Here is an 18,180-nt window from a genome sequence, read left to right as displayed (position 1 = left end):
GCATCCCTTTCGTTCCCGCGTTCCTGGATCGGCCGCAGTGGGCCGTTCGGGTGAGGCACAGCCTAGGCGGGGCGGGGCGGAGAACGCACACACCCCGCCGACCGGGGTCGACGGGGTGCGAAAAGTGTCCGCTCTGGAGCGGAGGGCGCGGCTTAGCGCTTGGTCTTGACGGCCGTCTTGGGCGTCACCAGCTTGGTGGCGGCCCACTCCTTGCCCACGGGGAGACCCTTGGCCAGCGAGAGGCCGGCGGTTTCCGCGGCTTCCTTGATGTCGCTGGCCTCGACGTAGCCGGGGCGGCCCGTCTTGGGGGTCAGCAGCAGGATCAGTGCGCCGTCCTCGATCAGCTCGGTGGCATCGACCAGGGCGTCCGCCAGGTCGCCGTCGTCCTCGCGGAACCACAGCAACACGGCGTCCGCGACGTCGTCGTAGTCCTCGTCGACGAGATCGCCGACGAGCTCATCAACGACATCACGGAATTCCTGATCGACGTCGTCGTCGTAGCCGATCTCCTGGACCACCTGTTCGGACTGGAAACCCAGCCGGGCGGCCAGGTTCTCCGCGTGGTCCGCGGTCGCGCTCACGGGGTGCCTCCTGCTCATGTTCGGTGAATGTCTTCTGGCGGCGCGCGTACGCGCAGCATTGGACGTAGTCCACACGGGCGCGGCGGATCGCGCAAGTACCCGGCCGCCGAGACCGTCGAAACGGTGACGATTGCGGCCGTCTCGCCGCAACTTTCAGCCTCCTTGTGGGGGGCTCTGGTGATTCATCCCACACCATTGCGGTTCTTTCGGCATCATCGGCAACACCTCGGGACTTTCCTACCTGTTTGAAGGACGAACGTCCTTACGAGTTCGTTGACGGGGTGTGACCGACATGGGCGTAAGGTTGCGATTTGGCCGGGCCGCCCTCGGATCGCCCATCCCGGACTTCCTGCCGCCTCCAGGGATTACCCAGCGGTAAAGATGACGATTTCGGCCGAGCGTAAGACCATGGGAGGCGGCGAACCGAAGGCACGACTCCCCCGACAGCGAAGGAACAGCGTGGTTTCCGCATCCGATCGCAATCCGATCATCATTGGCGGCCTGCCCAGTCAGGTCCCGGACTTCGATCCGGAGGAGACGCAGGAGTGGCTCGACTCGCTGGACGCGGCGGTCGACGAGCGGGGCCGTGAGCGGGCCCGCTATCTGATGCTGCGGCTGATCGAGCGGGCCCGCGAGAAGCGCGTGGCCGTGCCGGAGATGCGCAGCACGGACTACGTCAACACGATCGCCACCAGGGACGAACCGTTCTTCCCCGGCAACGAGGAGATCGAGCGCAAGGTCCTCAACGCCACCCGGTGGAACGCGGCCGTGATGGTCTCGCGCGCGCAGCGCCCGGGCATCGGGGTCGGCGGCCACATCGCGACCTTCGCCTCCTCCGCCTCCCTCTACGACGTGGGCTTCAACCACTTCTTCCGGGGCAAGGACGAGGGCGACGGCGGCGACCAGATCTTCTTCCAGGGCCACGCCTCGCCCGGCATCTACGCCCGCGCCTACCTCCTGGACCGGCTCTCCGAGCAGCAGCTCGATGCGTTCCGGCAGGAGAAGTCGAAGGCCCCGTACGGCCTTTCGAGCTACCCGCACCCGCGGCTGATGCCGGACTTCTGGGAGTTCCCGACCGTCTCGATGGGCCTGGGCCCGCTCGGTGCGATCTACCAGGCCCGGATGAACCGGTACATGGAGGCGCGCGGGATCGCCGACACCTCCAAGTCCCACGTTTGGGCGTATCTCGGCGACGGCGAGATGGACGAGCCGGAGTCGCTCGGCCAGCTGTCGATCGCCGCCCGCGAGGGCCTGGACAACCTGACCTTCGTGGTGAACTGCAACCTGCAGCGCCTGGACGGCCCGGTGCGCGGCAACGGCAAGATCATCCAGGAGCTGGAGTCGCAGTTCCGGGGCGCCGGCTGGAACGTCATCAAGCTGATCTGGGACCGCTCCTGGGACCCGCTGCTGGCGCAGGACCGCGACGGCATCCTCGTCAACAAGATGAACACCACCCCCGACGGGCAGTTCCAGACGTACGCCACCGAGTCGGGCGCGTACATCCGCGAGCACTTCTTCGGGGACGACCAGCGACTGCGGGCGATGGTCGCGAACATGACCGACTACCAGATCCAGCACCTGGGCCGCGGCGGTCACGACCACAAGAAGGTCTACGCGGCGTACGCGGCGGCCAAGGCCCACAAGGGCCAGCCGACGGTGATCCTGGCCCAGACGGTCAAGGGCTGGACGCTGGGCCCGAACTTCGAGGGCCGCAACGCGACGCACCAGATGAAGAAGCTGACGGTCGACGACCTCAAGCGCTTCCGCGACCGCCTGCACATCCCGATCACGGACCAGCAGCTGGAGAACGGCGCGCCGCCGTACTACCACCCGGGCCGCAACTCGCCCGAGATCCAGTACATGCACGACCAGCGCAGCTCCCTGGGCGGCTACGTGCCGACCCGTGTGGTGCGCGCCAAGCCGCTGGAGCTGCCGGGCGACGCGACGTACGCGGCGGCCAGGAAGGGCTCGGGCCAGCAGTCGATCGCGACCACGATGGCCTTCGTCCGCATCCTGAAGGACCTGATGCGGGACAAGGAGATCGGCAAGCGGTTCGTGCTGATCGCGCCCGACGAGTACCGCACCTTCGGCATGGACGCGTTCTTCCCGAGCGCCAAGATCTACAACCCGCTGGGTCAGCAGTACGAGGCGGTCGACCGCGACCTGCTGCTCGCGTACAAGGAGTCGCCGACCGGCCAGATGCTGCACGACGGCATCTCGGAGGCGGGCTGCACGGCCTCGCTGATCGCGGCGGGTTCGGCGTACGCCACGCACGGCGAGCCGCTGATCCCGGTGTACGTCTTCTACTCGATGTTCGGTTTCCAGCGCACGGGTGACCAGTTCTGGCAGATGGCCGACCAGCTGGCGCGCGGTTTCGTGCTGGGTGCGACCGCCGGCCGGACCACCCTGACGGGTGAGGGGCTCCAGCACGCCGACGGTCACTCCCAGCTGCTGGCCTCGACGAACCCGGGCTGCGTCGCCTACGACCCGGCGTACGGCTACGAGATCGCGCACATCGTCAAGGACGGTCTGCGGCGCATGTACGGGCCCGACGCGGAGGACGTCTTCTACTACCTGACCGTCTACAACGAGCCGATCCAGCACCCGGCCGAGCCGGCCGACGTGGACGTGGACGGCATCCTCCAGGGCATCCACCGGGTGTCGGCGGGCACGGCGGGCACCATCGGGGCGCAGATCCTGGCCTCGGGCGTGGCGGTGCCGTGGGCGCTGGAGGCGCAGCGGATCCTCGCGGCCGAATGGAACGTCCGGGCGGACGTCTGGTCGGCGACCTCCTGGAACGAGCTGCGCCGCGAGGCCGTGGAGGCGGAGGAGCACAACCTGCTGCACCCGGAGGAGGAGCAGCGCGTCCCGTACGTGACGCGGAAGCTGTCGGGTGCCGAGGGGCCGTTCGTGGCGGTGTCGGACTGGATGCGGGCGGTGCCGGACCAGATCTCGCGCTGGGTCCCCGGCCCGTACACCTCGCTGGGCGCGGACGGTTTCGGCTTCGCGGACACGCGCGGCGCGGCCCGGCGCTTCTTCCACATCGACGCCCAGTCGGTGGTGCTGGCGACGCTGACCGAGCTGGCCAAGACGGGCCAGGTCGACCGTTCGGTGCTGAAGCAGGCCGTGGACCGGTACCAGCTGCTGGACGTCACGGCGGCGGACCCGGGCGCGGCGGGCGGCGACGCCTAGCCGCCGCGCGGCGGATCGGATGACGGCGGCGGCCGGACCCGGCCGCCGCCGGGTGTGGGCGAGGTGCCTCCGGCGGAGCCGGGGGCACCTGCGCTTTACGCGTTCCTTACGATGCTCCGCATGAAGGAACCCTCCCTCCAGGCGCGCTGGGAGCGCCGCACGCAGGCTCCGCTGCTGGTGTTCGCCGTGTGCTTCGCCGTCGCGTACGCCGTGCCGATCGTGATGCCCGACGCGCGCCCGTGGGTGCACCGGGCGTGCACCTACGCGGAGTGGGCGGTGTGGGGGGCCTTCGCCCTCGACTACCTGGTGCGGCTGGGCATCACGGATGACCGCCGGCACTTCGTGCGGACGCACTGGCTGGACCTGTGCGCCGTGGTGCTGCCGCTGGTGCAGCCGCTGCGGCTGCTGCGGCTGGTGTCGACGCTGCTGCTGGTGGGCCGGCGGGCCCGGATGGCTCCGCAGATCCGGCTGACGACGTATGTGGCCGGCGCCGTCGTGGGGCTGCTGATGTTCGGCTCGCTCGCGGTGCTGAGCGTGGAGCGGGACGCCCCGGACGGCAACATCCGCAATCTGGGTGACGCGGTGTGGTGGTCCTTCACCACCATGACGACCGTCGGGTACGGGGACCACTCCCCCACCACCGGGCTCGGCCGGGTGCTGGCCGTCGGGCTGATGCTGTCCGGGATCGCCCTGCTCGGTGTGGTGACGGCGAACATCGCCGCCTGGTTCATCGCCCGCTTCGAGCGGGACGACCGGGTGGAGCGGCTCCAGCTGGCGGCCCTCGAGGAGCTGCACGCGGAGGTACGGGCGCTGCGCGCCGAGGTGTCCCGGCTGGGCGGCCGGCCGGCCGCCGGACAGCCGGGGGCCGGACAGCCGGGGGCCGGACAGCCGGGGGCCGGACAGCCGGGGGCCCCGGCGCCGCTGGAGGCGGTGGCGGGGCCCCGGGCCGGGGCTAGTTCTCCCACACCTTGAACGCCCTTGCCTGGTAGGGGGACTGGGGCAGCCAGACCCCGTCGCCCGGGTAGGTCTGGAACTCGCCGGTCTCCGCACACACGGCCGACTGATAGGTGGTCACCGGGCGCCCGGTGCGGTTGGCGAGGGACTGCGCGCTGGTTCCGGCGGGCAGTGCGGTGCAGCTGTTGACGTCCAGGGTGCTCAGTTCGTGGGTGTGCCGGGTTCCCTTGAACTCCGGTTTCGCCCATAGGCACAGCTGGCCCGTGGCGCAGGACCCGAGGGTCGCCTGGCCCGCGGCGTGCGCGGTGCCGGCCGAGCTCGGGATGAGGGCGGTCAGGGCCAGGGCGAAGGCGGCGAAAGTGGTGCTCCACGTACGCATGACGGGTCAACTCCTTGTGGACGGGCGGCACCCGGACCGTTTCCGGTGCTCCGCTGACACCACGCTGACCTGCGGATACGGGCGGGCGGAAGGGGGCGCGGCCGGGTCCACCCTGATAGGCGACAGCCCTGCCGGAACCGTCCGGCGGGGCTGTCGTACGTACGGAGTTGACCCTTCCGCCGGGCCCTTCCAAGCGGCCTTTCCGCCGGGCTCTGCCGGGCCCGCCCGGGGCGCAGGCGGCCGGCCGCGCCGCCCTCGGGCTGTCCCCGAACGAGTTGCCGTCCCTTCACCAACGGCTTAACGCGACGGCCGGTGTGGGGCAGGTCACAGATAGCCTGACCGCCCACTCCGCGTCAGAAGGGAGCCCCGCGGTGAGGACCGACGAGCGGACGGCACCGGCCGCACCCGTGGTGGCGGGACTGCGCGAGCGCAAGAAGCGGCGGACCCGGGACGCGCTGCTGCGCGCCGCCCTGCTGCTGTTCGTCTCCCAGGGGTACGAGCGCACCACCGTCGACGAGATCACCGACACCGTGCACGTCTCGCAGCGCACCTTCTTCCGGTACTTCGCGAACAAGGAGGAGGTCGCCTTCGCCGTCCAGGACCTGGTCGAGTCGCACTTCTTCGCCGCGCTCCAGGCCCGGCCGGCCGCCGAGGGCCCGCTCGAGGCGATGCGCGGCGCGGTGCTCGCCACCTGGGACACCCTCGACGAGGCCCTGTGCGAGGTGGTCCCCGTCGAGCTGTACATGCGCGGCTACCGGCTGATCGAGCGCACCCCGGCCCTGCTCGCCGTGCACCTGCGCCGCTCCACCGGCCTGGAGGAACGGATCTCCCGGCTGCTCGCCGCCCGCGAGGGCCTGGACGTGGACGCCGATCCGCGCCCGCGCGTCGCCGCCGCCGTGTTCTGCGGGGTGATGCGGGTCACGGGCCGGCTGTGGGGGCAGGGCGAGGACACCGGCGTGGCCGCGATCCGGCGGATGACCGGGGCTTATCTGGACCAGATCGGCCCTGCTCTGGCAGGGGACTGGCGCCGGCGGACCCCCGACGGCCGGGATCCCGCCGGCTGACCGCTGATCGCCAACTGGCGGTGCGGCCACACCCGGTCGGCCGTGAGACCCGTCACCCGGCGCGCCCCGGCCGGAATCGGTCTCCTACGCTGGTCCCAGTGAACCTGTCCGGCCTCGCCCTCCCCACCGCCCCCGGCGCCGACCCGCGCCCCGCCGCCCTGCGCACCCTGCTCGCGCTGGCGGTGGTCTTCGTCATGCTGGCGACGACCGGCTGGACGGCCGTGCACCGCCCCGAGGGCGGCACCCCGCTGCGCACCGCCGCGCTCGCCGCCTGGTCCCAGGCCCGCATCGGCGGCCGGCCGGTTCCGCCCGCCGACGCCCCCGCCACGACCGTGGCCCACTTCTTCGACAGGCTCGACGGCGCCCAGCGGGCCCGGCTCGCCGACGGCTACCCGCTGGTCGTGGGCAACCTCGACGGCGCCCCCGCCGACACCCGCTACCGGGCCAACCGGCTCGGCCTGGAGCAGGCCGGCCTGGTCGAGGAGGCCCGCGGCCGCGACGTGGCCCTGGCCCCGGCCGACCGGGCCACCGCCATCCGCCGCGCCCACCGCTTCGCCTCGCTCGCCGAGCCCGGCCGGCAGATCCTCGCCTTCGACCCCACCGGCGGCGGCCTCGTCGCCGAGGTCTTCGGGAACCTGGACCGGGCCCGCCGGGTCTCGGTGGTCGTCCCCGGTGTCGACACCGACGCGGTCACCTTCGAGCGCACGCAGCGCCGCTTCACCGCCCCGGTCGGCATGGCCGAGTCCCTGTACGAGGCCCAGCGCGCGGCCGCCCCGGACAGCCGGACCGCGGTCATCGCCTGGGCCGGCTACAGCGCGCCCACCGGGGTCGGCATGGACGCCGCCACCGGCCGGATGGCCTTCGACGGCGCCGTCCGGCTGAAGGCGCTGACCACCGCCCTGCCCGGGGACTCCACCGTGGCGCTGTTCTGCCACAGCTACGGATCGGTGGTGTGCGGGGTCGCCGCGCACGAGCTGCCGCGCCGGGTGACGGACGTGGTGGTGGCGGGCAGCCCCGGGATGCGCACGGAGAACGTCGCCGGACTGCACACCTCGGCCCGGGTCTGGGCCACGCGGGACGAGGGCGACTGGATCGCCGACGTACCGCACCTGGAGTTCGGCGGGCTGGGCCACGGTGCCGACCCGGTCTCTCCGGAATTCGGTGCGCGACTGCTGTCCTCCGCCACGGCCAAGGCCCACACCGGCTATTTCGAGCCAGGTACCGATTCGGTGGACAACTTCGCCAAAATCGGAACCGGCGCATTCGGTTCCGTCGTGTGCGCGACCGGGGACGACGCCTGCCGGGACGGCGTTTCCGGTGCGGAGACCGACTGACGCGCGTAGAGGCCCGAAAAGTGGGGCTCGCTCCGAGGGGGACGCGCGAGGGCCCCTCCCTTTACGATGTGCCGCATGGGTGACGTACTGGCCGGAAACCATGCCGTCTGGGAGTTCGACTCGGACTCGGTGCTCATCCGCTTCGCACGGGGGATACGCACGCCGAGACAGCCGAGACTCCTGCACGCCCTCGGCACGCGCCGGATCCCCCTGGAAGCGGTGTCCGGGGTGACCGTGACCGCCGGGAAGCGGGACACGGTGGTGCTGCGCGCCGTCCCGCGGCCGGGCGCGGATCCGCTGATGGAGGCCGCCGCCGGGCAGCTGAGGGAGGTCTGCGACCCCTACCGGATGGTGCTGCCGGGCGACCGGGCCCCGTACGCGGAGGCCTTCGCCGACGCGCTGCGCTCCCGGCTCGGCCCGGAGGCGGCCGAGCCCGCCGAGCACTTCCTGGTCGACGTGCCGCGGCCGCCGCTCCAGCTGAAGGCGTACGACGCGCGCGTGACCCTCGACGGCTCGGCGGTCGCCTTCCACTGGTCGCGTACGGGCGCCACCAGCACCAAATGGAAGGCGGGCGACCAGCGTTACCCGCTGGCCGACATCGCCGGCGTGGAGTGGAGCTCCCCGGACGGCCCCGGCGGACACCTGCGGCTGCTGCTGCGCGAGCCCCACGACGCCGGGGCCGACCCCCGCCCGAGCCACGACCTCGCGGCGGCCGTCTTCGCCGTCGGCTACGGGTCGGTGCACGAGTCGCTGCCGTTCGCCGCGGCCGTCCTCGCCGCCCTGCGCGGCCGTACCCCGGTCGCCGCCCTCCCCTCGCCCCGGCCGTCCGACGACCGGCTCGAGCACCTGAGCGAGCTCCACTCGGCGGGCCTGCTGACGGACGCGGAGTACGTGGCCCTGCGGGACCGGTTCACGGCCGAGACCACCTGACCGCCGCCCGGGGCCGGCTCGGCAGCCCCGGACGGCCGGTCAGGCCTCCCGCGACGCCGAGGTGAAGGTCATGTCCGGGTAGCGGTCCCCCGCCACCCGGGAGGCGATCGGCTCCAGCAGCGCCAGCTCCGCCGCCGTCAGCGTGATCCGCGTCGCCGCCGCGTTCTCCCGCAGCCGCTCCGCCCTGCGGGTGCCCGGGATCGGGACCACGGTCAGCCCCTGGTGCACCCGCGCCCGCTGCTGCACCCAGGCCAGCGCGATCTGCGCCGGGCTCGCCCCGTGCGCCGCCGCGACCTCCCGGACCGGGGCCAGCAGCGCCGCGTTCGACTTCGCGTTCTCGCCGGTGAACCGCGGCTGGTGGCGGCGGAAGTCCTCGGCCTCCAGGTCCGTCGAGGCGTCGGCGAAGGCCCCCGTCAGGAACCCCCGGCCCAGTGGGGAGTACGGCACGAAGGCCACGCCCAGCTCGGCCGCCGCACCCACCGCGCTGCGCTCCACGTCCCGGCTGAACAGCGACCACTCCGACTGGAGCGCCGCGATCGGGTGCACGGCGTGCGCCTCGCGCAGTTCCGCGCCGGTGACCTCGCTGAGCCCCAGGTGGCGCACCTTGCCCTCGCGCACCAGCTCCGCCATCGCGCCCACCGACTCGGCGAGCGGCACCGCCGGGTCGCGCCGGTGCATGTAGTACAGGTCGATGACGTCCACGCCGAGCCTGCGCAGGCTGGCCTCGACCGCCTGCCGGACGTAGGCGGCGTCGTTGCGGACGCCGCGGTAGTGCGGGTCCTCGTTGCGCTCTATGGCGAACTTCGTCGCCAGGGTGATCTCCTCGCGGTGCGCGGCCACGAAGGGGGCGAGGAACTCCTCGTTGCGCCCCTGCCCGTAGACGTCCGCGGTGTCGAAGAGGGTGACCCCGGCGGCCAGCGCCGCGTCCAGGGTCGCGCGGGCCGCCGCCTCGTCGGTGTCCCCGTAGAACTCGCTGATGCCCATGCAGCCCAGGCCCTGGACGCCGACCAGCGGGCCGCCCTTGCCGAGTTCGACCTGCTCGATGGTGGTGGTGCCGTCGTACTCCGTCATGACTGCGCCTTCCCCGCGACCGCCTTCATCGCATAGAAATCGATCTTGTAGTCCAGTACGGCGAGCGCGTCCGTCAGCTCCGAGAGCCGGGCCCGCACATCGCGCCGTGTCGCCTCCAGCAGCTCGCGGCGCTCGTCGAGGGTGTGCTCGCCCTCGCGGACCAGTTCGGCGTAGCGGACCATGTCCGCCACCGACATCCCGGTGGCGCGCAGCTTGCCCACGAACGCCAGCCAGTCGAGGTCCTTGTCGGTGAAGCGCCGCTGTCCCGAGTGGGAGCGGTCCACGTGCGGCATCAGGCCGATCCGCTCGTACCAGCGCAGCGTGTGCTGGGTCAGACCGGTCCGGGCCTCGACCTCGCTGATCGTGTACCGCGTCTGCGTCAGGCTCATGGGCCACACGCTAAAACCCTTGAGTGCACTCCAAGCAAGTAGGCTCGACGCCATGCAGAGCTTGCGGATCATCGAGAACTGGCCGGTGCAGACGGCCGCGGCTGCCGTCGTACGCGCCGACGGCAGCCTGGCCGGCTCCCACGGACCCGTCGGCCACCGTTTCGCGCTGGCCTCGGTCACCAAGCCGCTCGCCGCGTACGCGGCCCTCGTCGCGTACGAGGAGGGGGCGATCGAGCTGGACGAGCCGGCCGGGCCCGAGGGGTCGACGGTCCGTCACCTGCTCGCGCACACCAGCGGGCTGGCCTTCGACGAGCACCGGGTGAGCGCCCCGCCCGGGCAGCGCCGGCTGTACTCGAACGCCGGCTTCGAGGTCCTCGGCGACCACATCGCCAAGGCCACCGGCATCCCCTTCGCGCAGTACCTGCACCAGGCGGTGTGCGAGCCGCTGGGCATGACCTCCACCACCCTGGAGGGCTCGCCCGCCAAGGACGGCGTCTCGACCGTCTCCGACCTCCTGCGGTTCGCCGCCGAGCTCCAGGCGCCCCGGCTGCTCGACGTGCGCACGGTCGCGGAGGCCACCTCCGTCGTGCACCCCGGCCTCAAGGGCGTCCTGCCGGGCTACGGCCACCAGTCCCCCAACGACTGGGGCCTGGGCATGGAGATCCGCGACGGCAAGTCCCCGCACTGGACGGGCTCTTCCTCGTCCCCGCGCACCTTCGGCCACTTCGGCCAGTCCGGCACCTTCCTGTGGGTGGACCCGGACGCCGCCGCCGCGTGCGTGGCCCTGACGGACCGCGCGTTCGGCCCGTGGGCGGTGGAGGCGTGGACCCCGTTCACCGACGCGGTCCTCGCCGAGCTCCGCTCCGCCTAGGCCGGAAGCTCCCAGATCAGCAGCTCGCCCGGGGACCCGGCGACGATCTCCAGGCCCTTCTCGCCGGTGATCCGCACCGCGTCCCCCGGGCCGAGCTCCTCCCCGTCCAGGCGCAGGTCCCCGCGCACCACGTGCAGGTACACGCGCTCCGCCGCCGGTACGGCGACCCGCTCGCCCGCGCCCGGCCGCCGGACGTGCAGCACGGCTCCGGCCGCGGGGACCTCGTAGGGCGTGCCGTCGCAGATGCCCCCGACCACCTCGTACGAGGGGTCGCCGCCCGGTTCGAGCGGCGCGAGCCAGGTCTGCACGAAGCGCAGCCGTCCCGCGCCGTCGTTGCGCTCCACGTGCCGGGCCCCGGATCCGGCACTGAGCCGCTGTACGTCTCCGGGACGGACCACGCCCTCCTCGCCGGTGTCGTCGCGGTGGGTGAGCTCGCCCTCGACGACCCAGGTGACGATCTCGGTGTGGCTGTGCGGGTGCTCGTCGAAACCGGCGCCCGCGGCGAGGGTCTCCTCGTTGCAGGCCAGGACCGGACCGAAGCGCAGGTTCTCCGGGTCGTAGTGGGATCCGAAGGAGAAGGCGTGCCGGGTGGTGATCCCGGCGGCCTGGTCCCCGCCCTCGTACCGGTCGGCGCCGCGGCGTACATCAATCATGGGGGCCACCGTAGACCCAGCCACAGGCCGGACACGGGACCGGACTCCGCGCAGCCGTCCCGATAAGGCAGTCTTGTCACGTGCCCCAACCCGAACGTGAGCATTCCCCCGCGACACAGGCCGCGCATCCCGCTCCCGCCCATCCGCACACCGCGACGCTGCGCCGACTGGAGAAGTCCTCCGGCCGGCTCGCCGCCAACGCGATCGCGCGCATGGACGAGACCCTGCCGTGGTACCGGGCGATGCCCCCGGAGAACCGGTCGTGGATCGGCCTGGTCGCCCAGGCCGGCATCGCCGCGTTCACCGAGTGGTTCCGGCACCCGGAGACCCCTCAGGCGATCTCCACCGACGTGTTCGGGACGGCTCCGCGGGAGCTGACCCGGGCGATCACCCTGCGCCAGACCGTCGAGATGGTCCGCACCACGATCGAGGTCATGGAGACCGCGATCGAGGAGGTCGCGGCCCCGGGCGACGAGCAGATCCTGCGCGAGGCGCTGCTCGTGTACGCCCGGGAGATCGCCTTCGCGACGGCCCAGGTGTACGCGCAGGCCGCCGAGGCGCGCGGGGCGTGGGACGCGCGGCTGGAGTCGCTGGTGGTCAACGCGGTGCTGTCCGGCGAGGCCGACGAGGGCGCGCTCTCGCGGGCCGCGGCGCTGGGCTGGAACTCCCCCGAGCACGTGTGCGTGGTGCTGGGCACCGCGCCGGAGGGGGACAGCGAGCTGACCGTCGAGGCGATCCGGCGCGCGGCCCGGCACCACAAGCTCCAGGTCCTGACGGGGGTGCTCGGCGACCGCCTGGTGGTCATCGCGGGCGGCAGCGACAACCCGATGCAGGTGGCGAAGTCCCTGATCGGGCCGTTCGCGGCCGGTCCCGTCGTAGCCGGTCCGGTGGTGTCGGACCTGCTGAACGCGACGAAGTCGGCGCAGGCCGCGGCGGCCGGGCTGAAGGCCTGTACGGCGTGGCAGGACGCCCCGCGCCCGGTTCTGGCGGACGATCTGCTGCCGGAGCGGGCCATCGCCTCGGATCCCGCTGCCCGTGAGCAGCTGGTGGAGGAGATCTACAGACCGCTGGAGGAGGCGGGCTCGGCGCTGCTGGAGACGCTGAGTGTCTATCTGGAGCAGGCGAGCAGCCTCGAAGGGGCCGCGCGCATGCTCTTCGTGCACCCGAACACGGTGCGCTACCGGCTGCGACGTGTGACCGACGTCACCGGCTGGTCACCTTCTGATGTCCGCTCGGCGTTCACGCTGCGGATCGCCCTGATTCTGGGGCGTCTGGCCGACGGTGACAGCCAGTCCTAGACTTTTGTCGGACATCAACAATTACCCCGACGGTTCTTGGTCCCTGTCCCCACGGGCGGCAGGGACCATCCACAAGAGAGAGTGTGAGGGTGCTCGTACTCGTCGCTCCCGGCCAAGGCGCTCAGACGCCCGGCTTCCTGACTCCCTGGCTCGACCTTCCCGGTGCCGCTGACCGCGTCGCCGCCTGGTCGGACGCCATCGGGCTCGACCTTGCCCACTACGGCACCAAGGCCGACGCGGACGAGATCCGCGACACGGCCGTGGCCCAGCCGCTGCTGGTCGCGGCGGGTCTGCTGTCCGCCGGCGCACTGGGCCCGTCCTCGGCCTTCGGCGCCGTCGCGGGCCACAGCGTAGGCGAGTTCACCGCCGCCGCGTACGCCGGTGTGCTGTCCGACGCCGACGCGCTGTCGCTCGTCCGTACGCGCGGTCTGGCCATGGCCGAGGCCGCCGCCGTCACGGAGACCGGCATGGCCGCGGTGCTCGGCGGTGACCGCGACGTGGTCGTCGCGCACCTGGAGGCGCTGGGGCTGACCCCGGCCAACATCAACGGCGCGGGCCAGATCGTGGCGGCCGGCACCACGGAGCAGATCTCCGCCCTGGTCGCCGAGAAGCCCGAAGGCTCCACGAAGGTCGTCGCCCTCAAGGTCGCGGGCGCCTTCCACACGCACCACATGGCCCCGGCGGTCGCCACGCTGGAGAAGGCCGCCGCGGCCCTGTCCCCGGCGGACCCGGCGCTGAAGTACGTCTCGAACAAGGACGGCCTCGTCGTCGCCACGGGTGCCGACGTCGTCGCCCGCCTGGTCGGCCAGGTCGCGAACCCGGTCCGCTGGGACCTGTGCATGGAGACGTTCGCCGAGCTGGGCGTCACGGGGATCATCGAGCTCTGCCCCGGCGGCACCCTGACGGGTCTGGCCAAGCGCGCGCTCAAGGGCGTGCCGAACGTGGCGCTGAAGACCCCGGACGATCTCGACAAGGCCGCGGCGCTCATCGCCGAGCAGACGGCCTGAGAGAAGGAGCCCACACAGCATGTCCAAGATCAAGCCGGCCAAGGGCTCCCCGTACGCCCGCATCCTCGGCGTCGGCGGCTACCGCCCGACCCGTGTGGTGCCCAACGAGGTCATCCTCGAGACGATCGACTCGTCGGACGAGTGGATCCGCTCCCGTTCCGGCATCGCCACCCGGCACTGGGCCTCGCCCCAGGAGACGGTCGCCGCGATGTCGGTGGAGGCCTCCGGCAAGGCGCTGGCCGACGCCGGTGTCTCCCCGGAGCAGATCGGTGCCGTGATCGTCTCGACGGTCTCGCACTTCAAGCAGACCCCGGCGATCGCGACGGAGATCGCGCACCGGGTCGGCGCCGTGAAGCCGGCCGCCTTCGACATCTCCGCGGGCTGCGCCGGCTTCGGCTACGGCCTGACCCTGGCCAAGGGCCTGGTGGTGGAAGGTTCCGCCCAGTACGTGCTCGTCATCGGCGTGGAGCGGCTCTCGGACCTGACCGACCTGGAGGACCGCGCGACGGCCTTCCTGTTCGGTGACGGCGCCGGCGCCGTCGTCGTGGGCCCCTCGGACGAGCCCGCCATCGGCCCCACGGTGTGGGGTTCGGAGGGCGACAAGTCCGAGACCATCAAGCAGACCGTGCCGTGGGACGAGTTCCGCAGCAAGGACAGCGCCGAGAAGTTCCCGGCCATCACGCAGGAGGGTCAGGCGGTCTTCCGCTGGGCCGTCTTCGAGATGGCCAAGGTGGCCCAGCAGGCGCTCGACGCCGCCGGGATCACCGCCGACGACCTGGACGTCTTCATTCCGCACCAGGCAAACATGCGGATCATCGACTCGATGGTGAAGACTCTGAAGCTGCCGGAGCACGTCACGGTCGCCCGTGACGTGGAGACCACCGGCAACACCTCGGCCGCCTCGATCCCGCTCGCTATGGAGCGGCTCCTGGCGACCGGAGCGGCGAAGAGCGGCGACACCGCGCTCGTCATCGGCTTCGGGGCGGGACTCGTCTACGCCGCGACGGTCGTTACCCTCCCCTAGGGTCCGGATTCGCATCCGGCCCGAATACCCAGTTACCCAGAGAAGGAGCGCCACATGGCCGCCACCCAGGAAGAGATCGTCGCCGGTCTCGCCGAGATCGTCAACGAGATCGCCGGCATCCCCGTCGAGGACGTCCAGACCGACAAGTCGTTCACCGACGACCTCGACGTCGACTCCCTCTCCATGGTCGAGGTCGTCGTCGCCGCCGAAGAGCGCTTCGACGTCAAGATCCCGGACGAGGACGTCAAGAACCTCAAGACGGTCGGCGACGCCGCGGACTACATCCTGAACCACCAGGCCTGAGCCTGACGAGCGTTTGTCGCCACCTGGCGGTGGCGCCGTGACAATTCAGCACCCCCTGAGACGTGGAGAAAGAATTCCTGTGAGCCCGACCAATCGCACCGTGGTCGTCACCGGTATCGGCGCAACCACTCCGCTGGGTGGCGACAGCGCTTCGACCTGGGAAGGTCTGCTCGCCGGCCGTTCCGGCGTAAAGCCCCTGGAGGGCGAGCGCTTCGCCGAGCTCCCGGTCCGCATCGCCGCACAGGCCGCCGTGGACCCCGGCGAGGTCCTGCCCCGGCCGCTGGCCCGCAAGCTCGACCGCTCGGCGCAGTTCGCCGTCATCGCCGCCCGCGAGGCGTGGGCCGACGCCGGCTACACCGACCCGGCCGGCGCGGAGACGACGGGCGCGTCCATCGCCCCCGAGCGCCTGGGCACCGTGATCGCCTCCGGCATCGGCGGCGTGACGACCCTGCTCGACCAGTACGACGTGCTGAAGGAGAAGGGTGTGCGCCGGGTCTCCCCGCACACCGTCCCGATGCTCATGCCGAACGGCCCGTCCGCCAACGTCGGCCTGGAGGTCAACGCCCGGGCGGGCGTGCACACTCCGGTCAGCGCCTGCGCGTCCGGCGCCGAGGCCATCGGCTACGCCGTCGAGATGATCCGCAGCGGCCGTGCCGACGTGGTCGTCGCGGGCGGCACCGAGGCGGCGATCCACCCGCTGCCGATCGCCGCGTTCGCCAACATGATGGCGATGTCCAAGAACAACGAGAACCCCGAGCAGGCCTCGCGCCCCTACGACAAGGGCCGTGACGGCTTCGTCCTGGGCGAGGGCGCCGGCGTCGTCGTCCTGGAGTCCGCCGAGCACGCCGCCGCGCGCGGCGCCCGGGTCTACTGCGAGGTGCTGGGCCAGGGCCTGTCCGCGGACAGCCACCACATCGCGCAGCCGGAGCCGACCGGCCGCGGTGTCGCGGCGGCGGTGCAGAACCTGCTCGACAACACCGGGCTCGACACGACCGAGCTGGTGCACCTGAACGCGCACGCCACGTCCACCCCGCAGGGTGACACGGCCGAGCTGAAGGCCCTGCGCAAGGTGCTGGGCGACGACCTCGACCACATCGCGATCTCCGCGACCAAGTCGATGACCGGTCACCTGCTGGGCGGTGCGGGCGGTATCGAGACCGTCGCGACCGTGCTGGCGCTGTACCACCGGCTGGCCCCGCCGACGATCAACGTCGACGAGCTCGACGACGACATCGACGCGGACATCGTGCGCGGCGAGCCGCGCAAGCTGCCGGCCGACGGCCCGATCTCCGCGATCAACAACTCCTTCGGCTTCGGCGGCCACAACGTGACCCTCGCCTTCCGGAGCGTCTGACCCCGTACGTACGAAGGGCCCCGACCGGCAGCTGCCGGTCGGGGCCCTTCGCGTCGTCCGCGGGCGGCGGTGTCCTCAGACGACCTGGTGGAGCCAGCGCACCGGGGCCCCTTCGCCCGCGTAGCGGAAGGGCTCCAGTTCGTCGTCCCAGGGTTTGCCGAGCAGCTTGGCGATCTCCGCCTCCAGGTCCGTCTCGCCGCGGCCGGACCGGGCGAGGGCGGCGCGCAGCCGGTCCTCGGGGATCAGGATGTCGCCGTGCATGCCGGTGACGGCGTGGAAGATGCCGAGCTCCGGGGTGGAGCTGTAGCGCTCGCCCTCGGCGGTCGGACAGGGTTCGGCGGTCACCTCGAAGCGCAGCAGGTGCCAGCCGCGCAGTGCGGAGGCGAGCTTCGAGGCGGTGCCCGCCTCGGCCTGCCAGGAGAACTCGGCTCTCCAGGTGCCCGGGGAGGCGGGCTGCCTGATCCAGTCGAGGTTCACCCGCACCCCGAGCACGCCCGCAACAGCCCATTCCACGTGCGGGCAGAGCGCGCGCGGTGCGGAATGCACGTACAGAACTCCACGTGTCGTCACCGGGACCTCCAGTGTGGGACGAGGTCGGGAATAAACTCCAGAAAACGGACAGTATGTGACGTGATGTAATGTAACGGAAATTATTTGACATTGCGCAACGGGACCTGCGGCCGAAACGCCACGGGAAAAAGCTACCGTGCGTCAGGGGTCATGGTGTGACGTACGGTCGCTCCGAGGCCGGTAAACACAGAGCTTTCACTCAGCAGGACCCCCCGCACGACACGGGGGTGTCGAGGAGGGGACCATCCCATGCGCACCACCGCTCCGCGCAGCCGCGCGCGCCGGACCCTCGCGGGCGCGGGAGCGGCGGCCGTCCTGCTGGCCGGGGCGCTGACGGGGTGCGGGCCGGGCGGTCCGGGCGAGGAGGGCGAGCGCGGGGCGCAGGCCGCGCCGCGCTGGAACACCGCGCCCGCCTCGATCGCGGCGGTCGGCGACTCCATCACCCGCGGCTTCGACGCCTGTTCGGTCCTGGCCGACTGCCCCGAGGCCTCCTGGGCCACCGGAAACGATCCTGCGGTCCGGTCCCTGGCCGCGCGGCTGCTCGGGGAGGCCGAGGCGCCCGCCCGCAGCTGGAACCTCGCGGTGACCGGATCGCGGATGGCGGACCTGCCCGCGCAGCTGTCGCAGGCGGCCGCGCACAAGCCCGACCTGGTCACGGTCATGGTGGGCTCGAACGACGCCTGCCGGCCCACGGCTTCGTCGATGACTCCGGTGGCCGAGTTCCGGTCCGGTTTCGAGGCGGCCCTCGCGGGGCTGCGGGCCGCGACCCCCGCCACGCAGGTGTACGTCTCCAGCGTCCCGGACCTCCAGCGGCTGTGGGAGCAGGGCAAGGACGACCCGATGGTGCGCCGGATCTGGAGCCTCGGCATCTGCCAGTCGATGCTCGCCGATCCGCTGTCGGCGGGCTCGGGGGCGCAGGCCCGGCGCGAGCAGGTGCGGGCGCGGGTGGTCGAGTACAACGAGGTGCTGCGCGAGGTCTGCGCGAAGGACGCGCTGTGCCGCTACGACGGCGGAGCGGTCTTCCAGTACCCCTTCTCGACGGAGCAGTTGAGCCGCTGGGACTGGTTCCATCCGGGCAAGGACGGCCAGGCGCGGCTGGCGGAACTGGCGCACCGACAGGTGACGGCGGCGCAGCCGCCACGTTGACGCGACGGACCGGAGGCGAGTGTCAGGGCCCGCCTCCGGTCCAGTTTCAGGGGACGCGGC

The 18,180-nt window shown here is 72.0% G+C and carries 18 protein-coding genes; 12 read left to right on the top strand and 6 right to left on the bottom strand.

Features of this window, described 5'->3' with window-relative positions; genetic code table 11:
- Positions 1 to 152: 152 nt before the first annotated feature.
- Positions 153 to 581: a DUF3052 domain-containing protein gene (locus ACFWP3_RS03880; protein ID WP_384215834.1), complete on the bottom strand. Its 429-nt coding sequence runs from the start codon at positions 579 to 581 to the stop codon at positions 153 to 155.
- A 459-nt stretch (positions 582 to 1,040) separates the two neighbouring features.
- Between ACFWP3_RS03880 and aceE the strand changes: the two genes are divergently transcribed.
- Positions 1,041 to 3,773 (top strand): pyruvate dehydrogenase (acetyl-transferring), homodimeric type, encoded by a 2,733-nt coding sequence (gene aceE / locus ACFWP3_RS03875; RefSeq protein WP_384215832.1) that lies wholly within the window; start codon positions 1,041 to 1,043, stop codon positions 3,771 to 3,773.
- A 120-nt stretch (positions 3,774 to 3,893) separates the two neighbouring features.
- Positions 3,894 to 4,745, top strand: coding sequence for an ion channel (locus ACFWP3_RS03870; protein WP_384215830.1), 852 nt, complete (start codon positions 3,894 to 3,896; stop codon positions 4,743 to 4,745).
- On the opposite strand, the gene ACFWP3_RS03865 is transcribed toward ACFWP3_RS03870, so the two are convergent.
- Complete coding sequence (locus ACFWP3_RS03865) at positions 4,726 to 5,106, bottom strand: peptidase inhibitor family I36 protein (protein ID WP_384215828.1); 381 nt, start codon at positions 5,104 to 5,106, stop codon at positions 4,726 to 4,728. The genes ACFWP3_RS03870 and ACFWP3_RS03865 overlap by 20 nt on opposite strands.
- A gap of 371 nt (positions 5,107 to 5,477) precedes the next feature.
- On the opposite strand from ACFWP3_RS03865, the gene ACFWP3_RS03860 reads away from it, so the two are divergent.
- From ACFWP3_RS03860 to ACFWP3_RS03850, 3 genes are all read left to right on the top strand, one after another.
- A complete protein-coding gene (locus ACFWP3_RS03860) occupies positions 5,478 to 6,170 on the top strand; it encodes a TetR/AcrR family transcriptional regulator (RefSeq protein ID WP_384215826.1) in 693 nt (230 codons plus the stop codon).
- A gap of 182 nt (positions 6,171 to 6,352) precedes the next feature.
- The gene (locus ACFWP3_RS03855; protein WP_384215916.1) at positions 6,353 to 7,504 is read left to right on the top strand and encodes an alpha/beta hydrolase; all 1,152 of its coding nucleotides are present in this window, start codon (positions 6,353 to 6,355) and stop codon (positions 7,502 to 7,504) included.
- Positions 7,505 to 7,579: 75 nt separating this feature from the next.
- Positions 7,580 to 8,434 (top strand): DUF4429 domain-containing protein, encoded by an 855-nt coding sequence (locus ACFWP3_RS03850; RefSeq protein WP_384215824.1) that lies wholly within the window; start codon positions 7,580 to 7,582, stop codon positions 8,432 to 8,434.
- A gap of 39 nt (positions 8,435 to 8,473) precedes the next feature.
- Here ACFWP3_RS03850 and ACFWP3_RS03845 read toward each other — a convergent pair whose 3' ends face one another.
- The gene (locus ACFWP3_RS03845; RefSeq protein WP_384215822.1) at positions 8,474 to 9,505 is read right to left on the bottom strand and encodes an aldo/keto reductase; all 1,032 of its coding nucleotides are present in this window, start codon (positions 9,503 to 9,505) and stop codon (positions 8,474 to 8,476) included.
- Positions 9,502 to 9,894 carry a MerR family transcriptional regulator gene (locus tag ACFWP3_RS03840; RefSeq protein WP_384215820.1) on the bottom strand — a complete coding sequence of 131 codons (393 nt, stop codon included), beginning with the start codon at positions 9,892 to 9,894 and terminating at the stop codon, positions 9,502 to 9,504. The genes ACFWP3_RS03845 and ACFWP3_RS03840 overlap by 4 nt, the downstream gene beginning before the upstream one ends.
- Before the next feature lie 52 nt (positions 9,895 to 9,946).
- Here ACFWP3_RS03840 and ACFWP3_RS03835 point away from each other — a divergent pair, with 52 nt between their 5' ends.
- Positions 9,947 to 10,765, top strand: coding sequence for a serine hydrolase domain-containing protein (locus ACFWP3_RS03835; protein ID WP_384215818.1), 819 nt, complete (start codon positions 9,947 to 9,949; stop codon positions 10,763 to 10,765).
- On the opposite strand, the gene ACFWP3_RS03830 is transcribed toward ACFWP3_RS03835, so the two are convergent.
- Positions 10,762 to 11,418 carry a pirin family protein gene (locus tag ACFWP3_RS03830; RefSeq protein WP_384215816.1) on the bottom strand — a complete coding sequence of 219 codons (657 nt, stop codon included), beginning with the start codon at positions 11,416 to 11,418 and terminating at the stop codon, positions 10,762 to 10,764. The genes ACFWP3_RS03835 and ACFWP3_RS03830 overlap by 4 nt on opposite strands.
- A gap of 80 nt (positions 11,419 to 11,498) precedes the next feature.
- Here ACFWP3_RS03830 and ACFWP3_RS03825 point away from each other — a divergent pair, with 80 nt between their 5' ends.
- The 5 genes from ACFWP3_RS03825 to ACFWP3_RS03805 all read left to right on the top strand — a co-directional run bounded on the left by ACFWP3_RS03825 (position 11,499) and on the right by ACFWP3_RS03805 (position 16,404).
- Entirely contained in the window at positions 11,499 to 12,716 is a 1,218-nt protein-coding gene (locus ACFWP3_RS03825) for a PucR family transcriptional regulator (protein ID WP_384215814.1), read from the top strand.
- Positions 12,717 to 12,805: 89 nt separating this feature from the next.
- A complete protein-coding gene (locus ACFWP3_RS03820; RefSeq protein WP_384215812.1) occupies positions 12,806 to 13,723 on the top strand; it encodes an ACP S-malonyltransferase in 918 nt (305 codons plus the stop codon).
- Positions 13,724 to 13,742: 19 nt separating this feature from the next.
- On the top strand, positions 13,743 to 14,747 hold the full coding sequence (locus ACFWP3_RS03815) for a ketoacyl-ACP synthase III (protein WP_384215810.1): 1,005 nt from the start codon (positions 13,743 to 13,745) through the stop codon (positions 14,745 to 14,747).
- 54 nt (positions 14,748 to 14,801) lie between these two features.
- On the top strand, positions 14,802 to 15,050 hold the full coding sequence (locus tag ACFWP3_RS03810; protein ID WP_361760513.1) for an acyl carrier protein: 249 nt from the start codon (positions 14,802 to 14,804) through the stop codon (positions 15,048 to 15,050).
- 79 nt (positions 15,051 to 15,129) lie between these two features.
- On the top strand, positions 15,130 to 16,404 hold the full coding sequence (locus ACFWP3_RS03805) for a beta-ketoacyl-[acyl-carrier-protein] synthase family protein (protein ID WP_384215808.1): 1,275 nt from the start codon (positions 15,130 to 15,132) through the stop codon (positions 16,402 to 16,404).
- A 75-nt stretch (positions 16,405 to 16,479) separates the two neighbouring features.
- On the opposite strand, the gene ACFWP3_RS03800 is transcribed toward ACFWP3_RS03805, so the two are convergent.
- Positions 16,480 to 16,974 (bottom strand): DUF3145 domain-containing protein, encoded by a 495-nt coding sequence (locus tag ACFWP3_RS03800; RefSeq protein WP_069920163.1) that lies wholly within the window; start codon positions 16,972 to 16,974, stop codon positions 16,480 to 16,482.
- Positions 16,975 to 17,223: 249 nt separating this feature from the next.
- Here ACFWP3_RS03800 and ACFWP3_RS03795 point away from each other — a divergent pair, with 249 nt between their 5' ends.
- Positions 17,224 to 18,120, top strand: coding sequence for an SGNH/GDSL hydrolase family protein (locus ACFWP3_RS03795; RefSeq protein ID WP_384215805.1), 897 nt, complete (start codon positions 17,224 to 17,226; stop codon positions 18,118 to 18,120).
- Positions 18,121 to 18,180: the final 60 nt, after the last annotated feature.

Source organism: Streptomyces sp. NPDC058525 (genome assembly GCF_042719495.1).
In the GTDB taxonomy this organism is placed as follows: Bacteria; Actinomycetota; Actinomycetes; order Streptomycetales; family Streptomycetaceae; genus Streptomyces.
This window is presented reverse-complemented; position numbering and strand designations above follow the sequence as displayed.

Excerpts from the sequence above, each read along its gene's own strand:
- ACFWP3_RS03815 (WP_384215810.1), top strand. The coding sequence starts at position 13,743 with ATGTCCAAGATCAAGCCGGCCAAGGGCTCCCCGTACGCCCGCATCCTC.
- ACFWP3_RS03840 (WP_384215820.1), bottom strand. The coding sequence starts at position 9,894 with ATGAGCCTGACGCAGACGCGGTACACGATCAGCGAGGTCGAGGCCCGG.
- ACFWP3_RS03795 (WP_384215805.1), top strand. The coding sequence starts at position 17,224 with ATGCGCACCACCGCTCCGCGCAGCCGCGCGCGCCGGACCCTCGCGGGC.
- ACFWP3_RS03870 (WP_384215830.1), top strand. The coding sequence starts at position 3,894 with ATGAAGGAACCCTCCCTCCAGGCGCGCTGGGAGCGCCGCACGCAGGCT.
- ACFWP3_RS03810 (WP_361760513.1), top strand. The coding sequence starts at position 14,802 with ATGGCCGCCACCCAGGAAGAGATCGTCGCCGGTCTCGCCGAGATCGTC.
- ACFWP3_RS03865 (WP_384215828.1), bottom strand. The coding sequence starts at position 5,106 with ATGCGTACGTGGAGCACCACTTTCGCCGCCTTCGCCCTGGCCCTGACC.
- ACFWP3_RS03845 (WP_384215822.1), bottom strand. The coding sequence starts at position 9,505 with ATGACGGAGTACGACGGCACCACCACCATCGAGCAGGTCGAACTCGGC.
- ACFWP3_RS03830 (WP_384215816.1), bottom strand. The coding sequence starts at position 11,418 with ATGATTGATGTACGCCGCGGCGCCGACCGGTACGAGGGCGGGGACCAG.
- ACFWP3_RS03850 (WP_384215824.1), top strand. The coding sequence starts at position 7,580 with ATGGGTGACGTACTGGCCGGAAACCATGCCGTCTGGGAGTTCGACTCG.
- ACFWP3_RS03835 (WP_384215818.1), top strand. The coding sequence starts at position 9,947 with ATGCAGAGCTTGCGGATCATCGAGAACTGGCCGGTGCAGACGGCCGCG.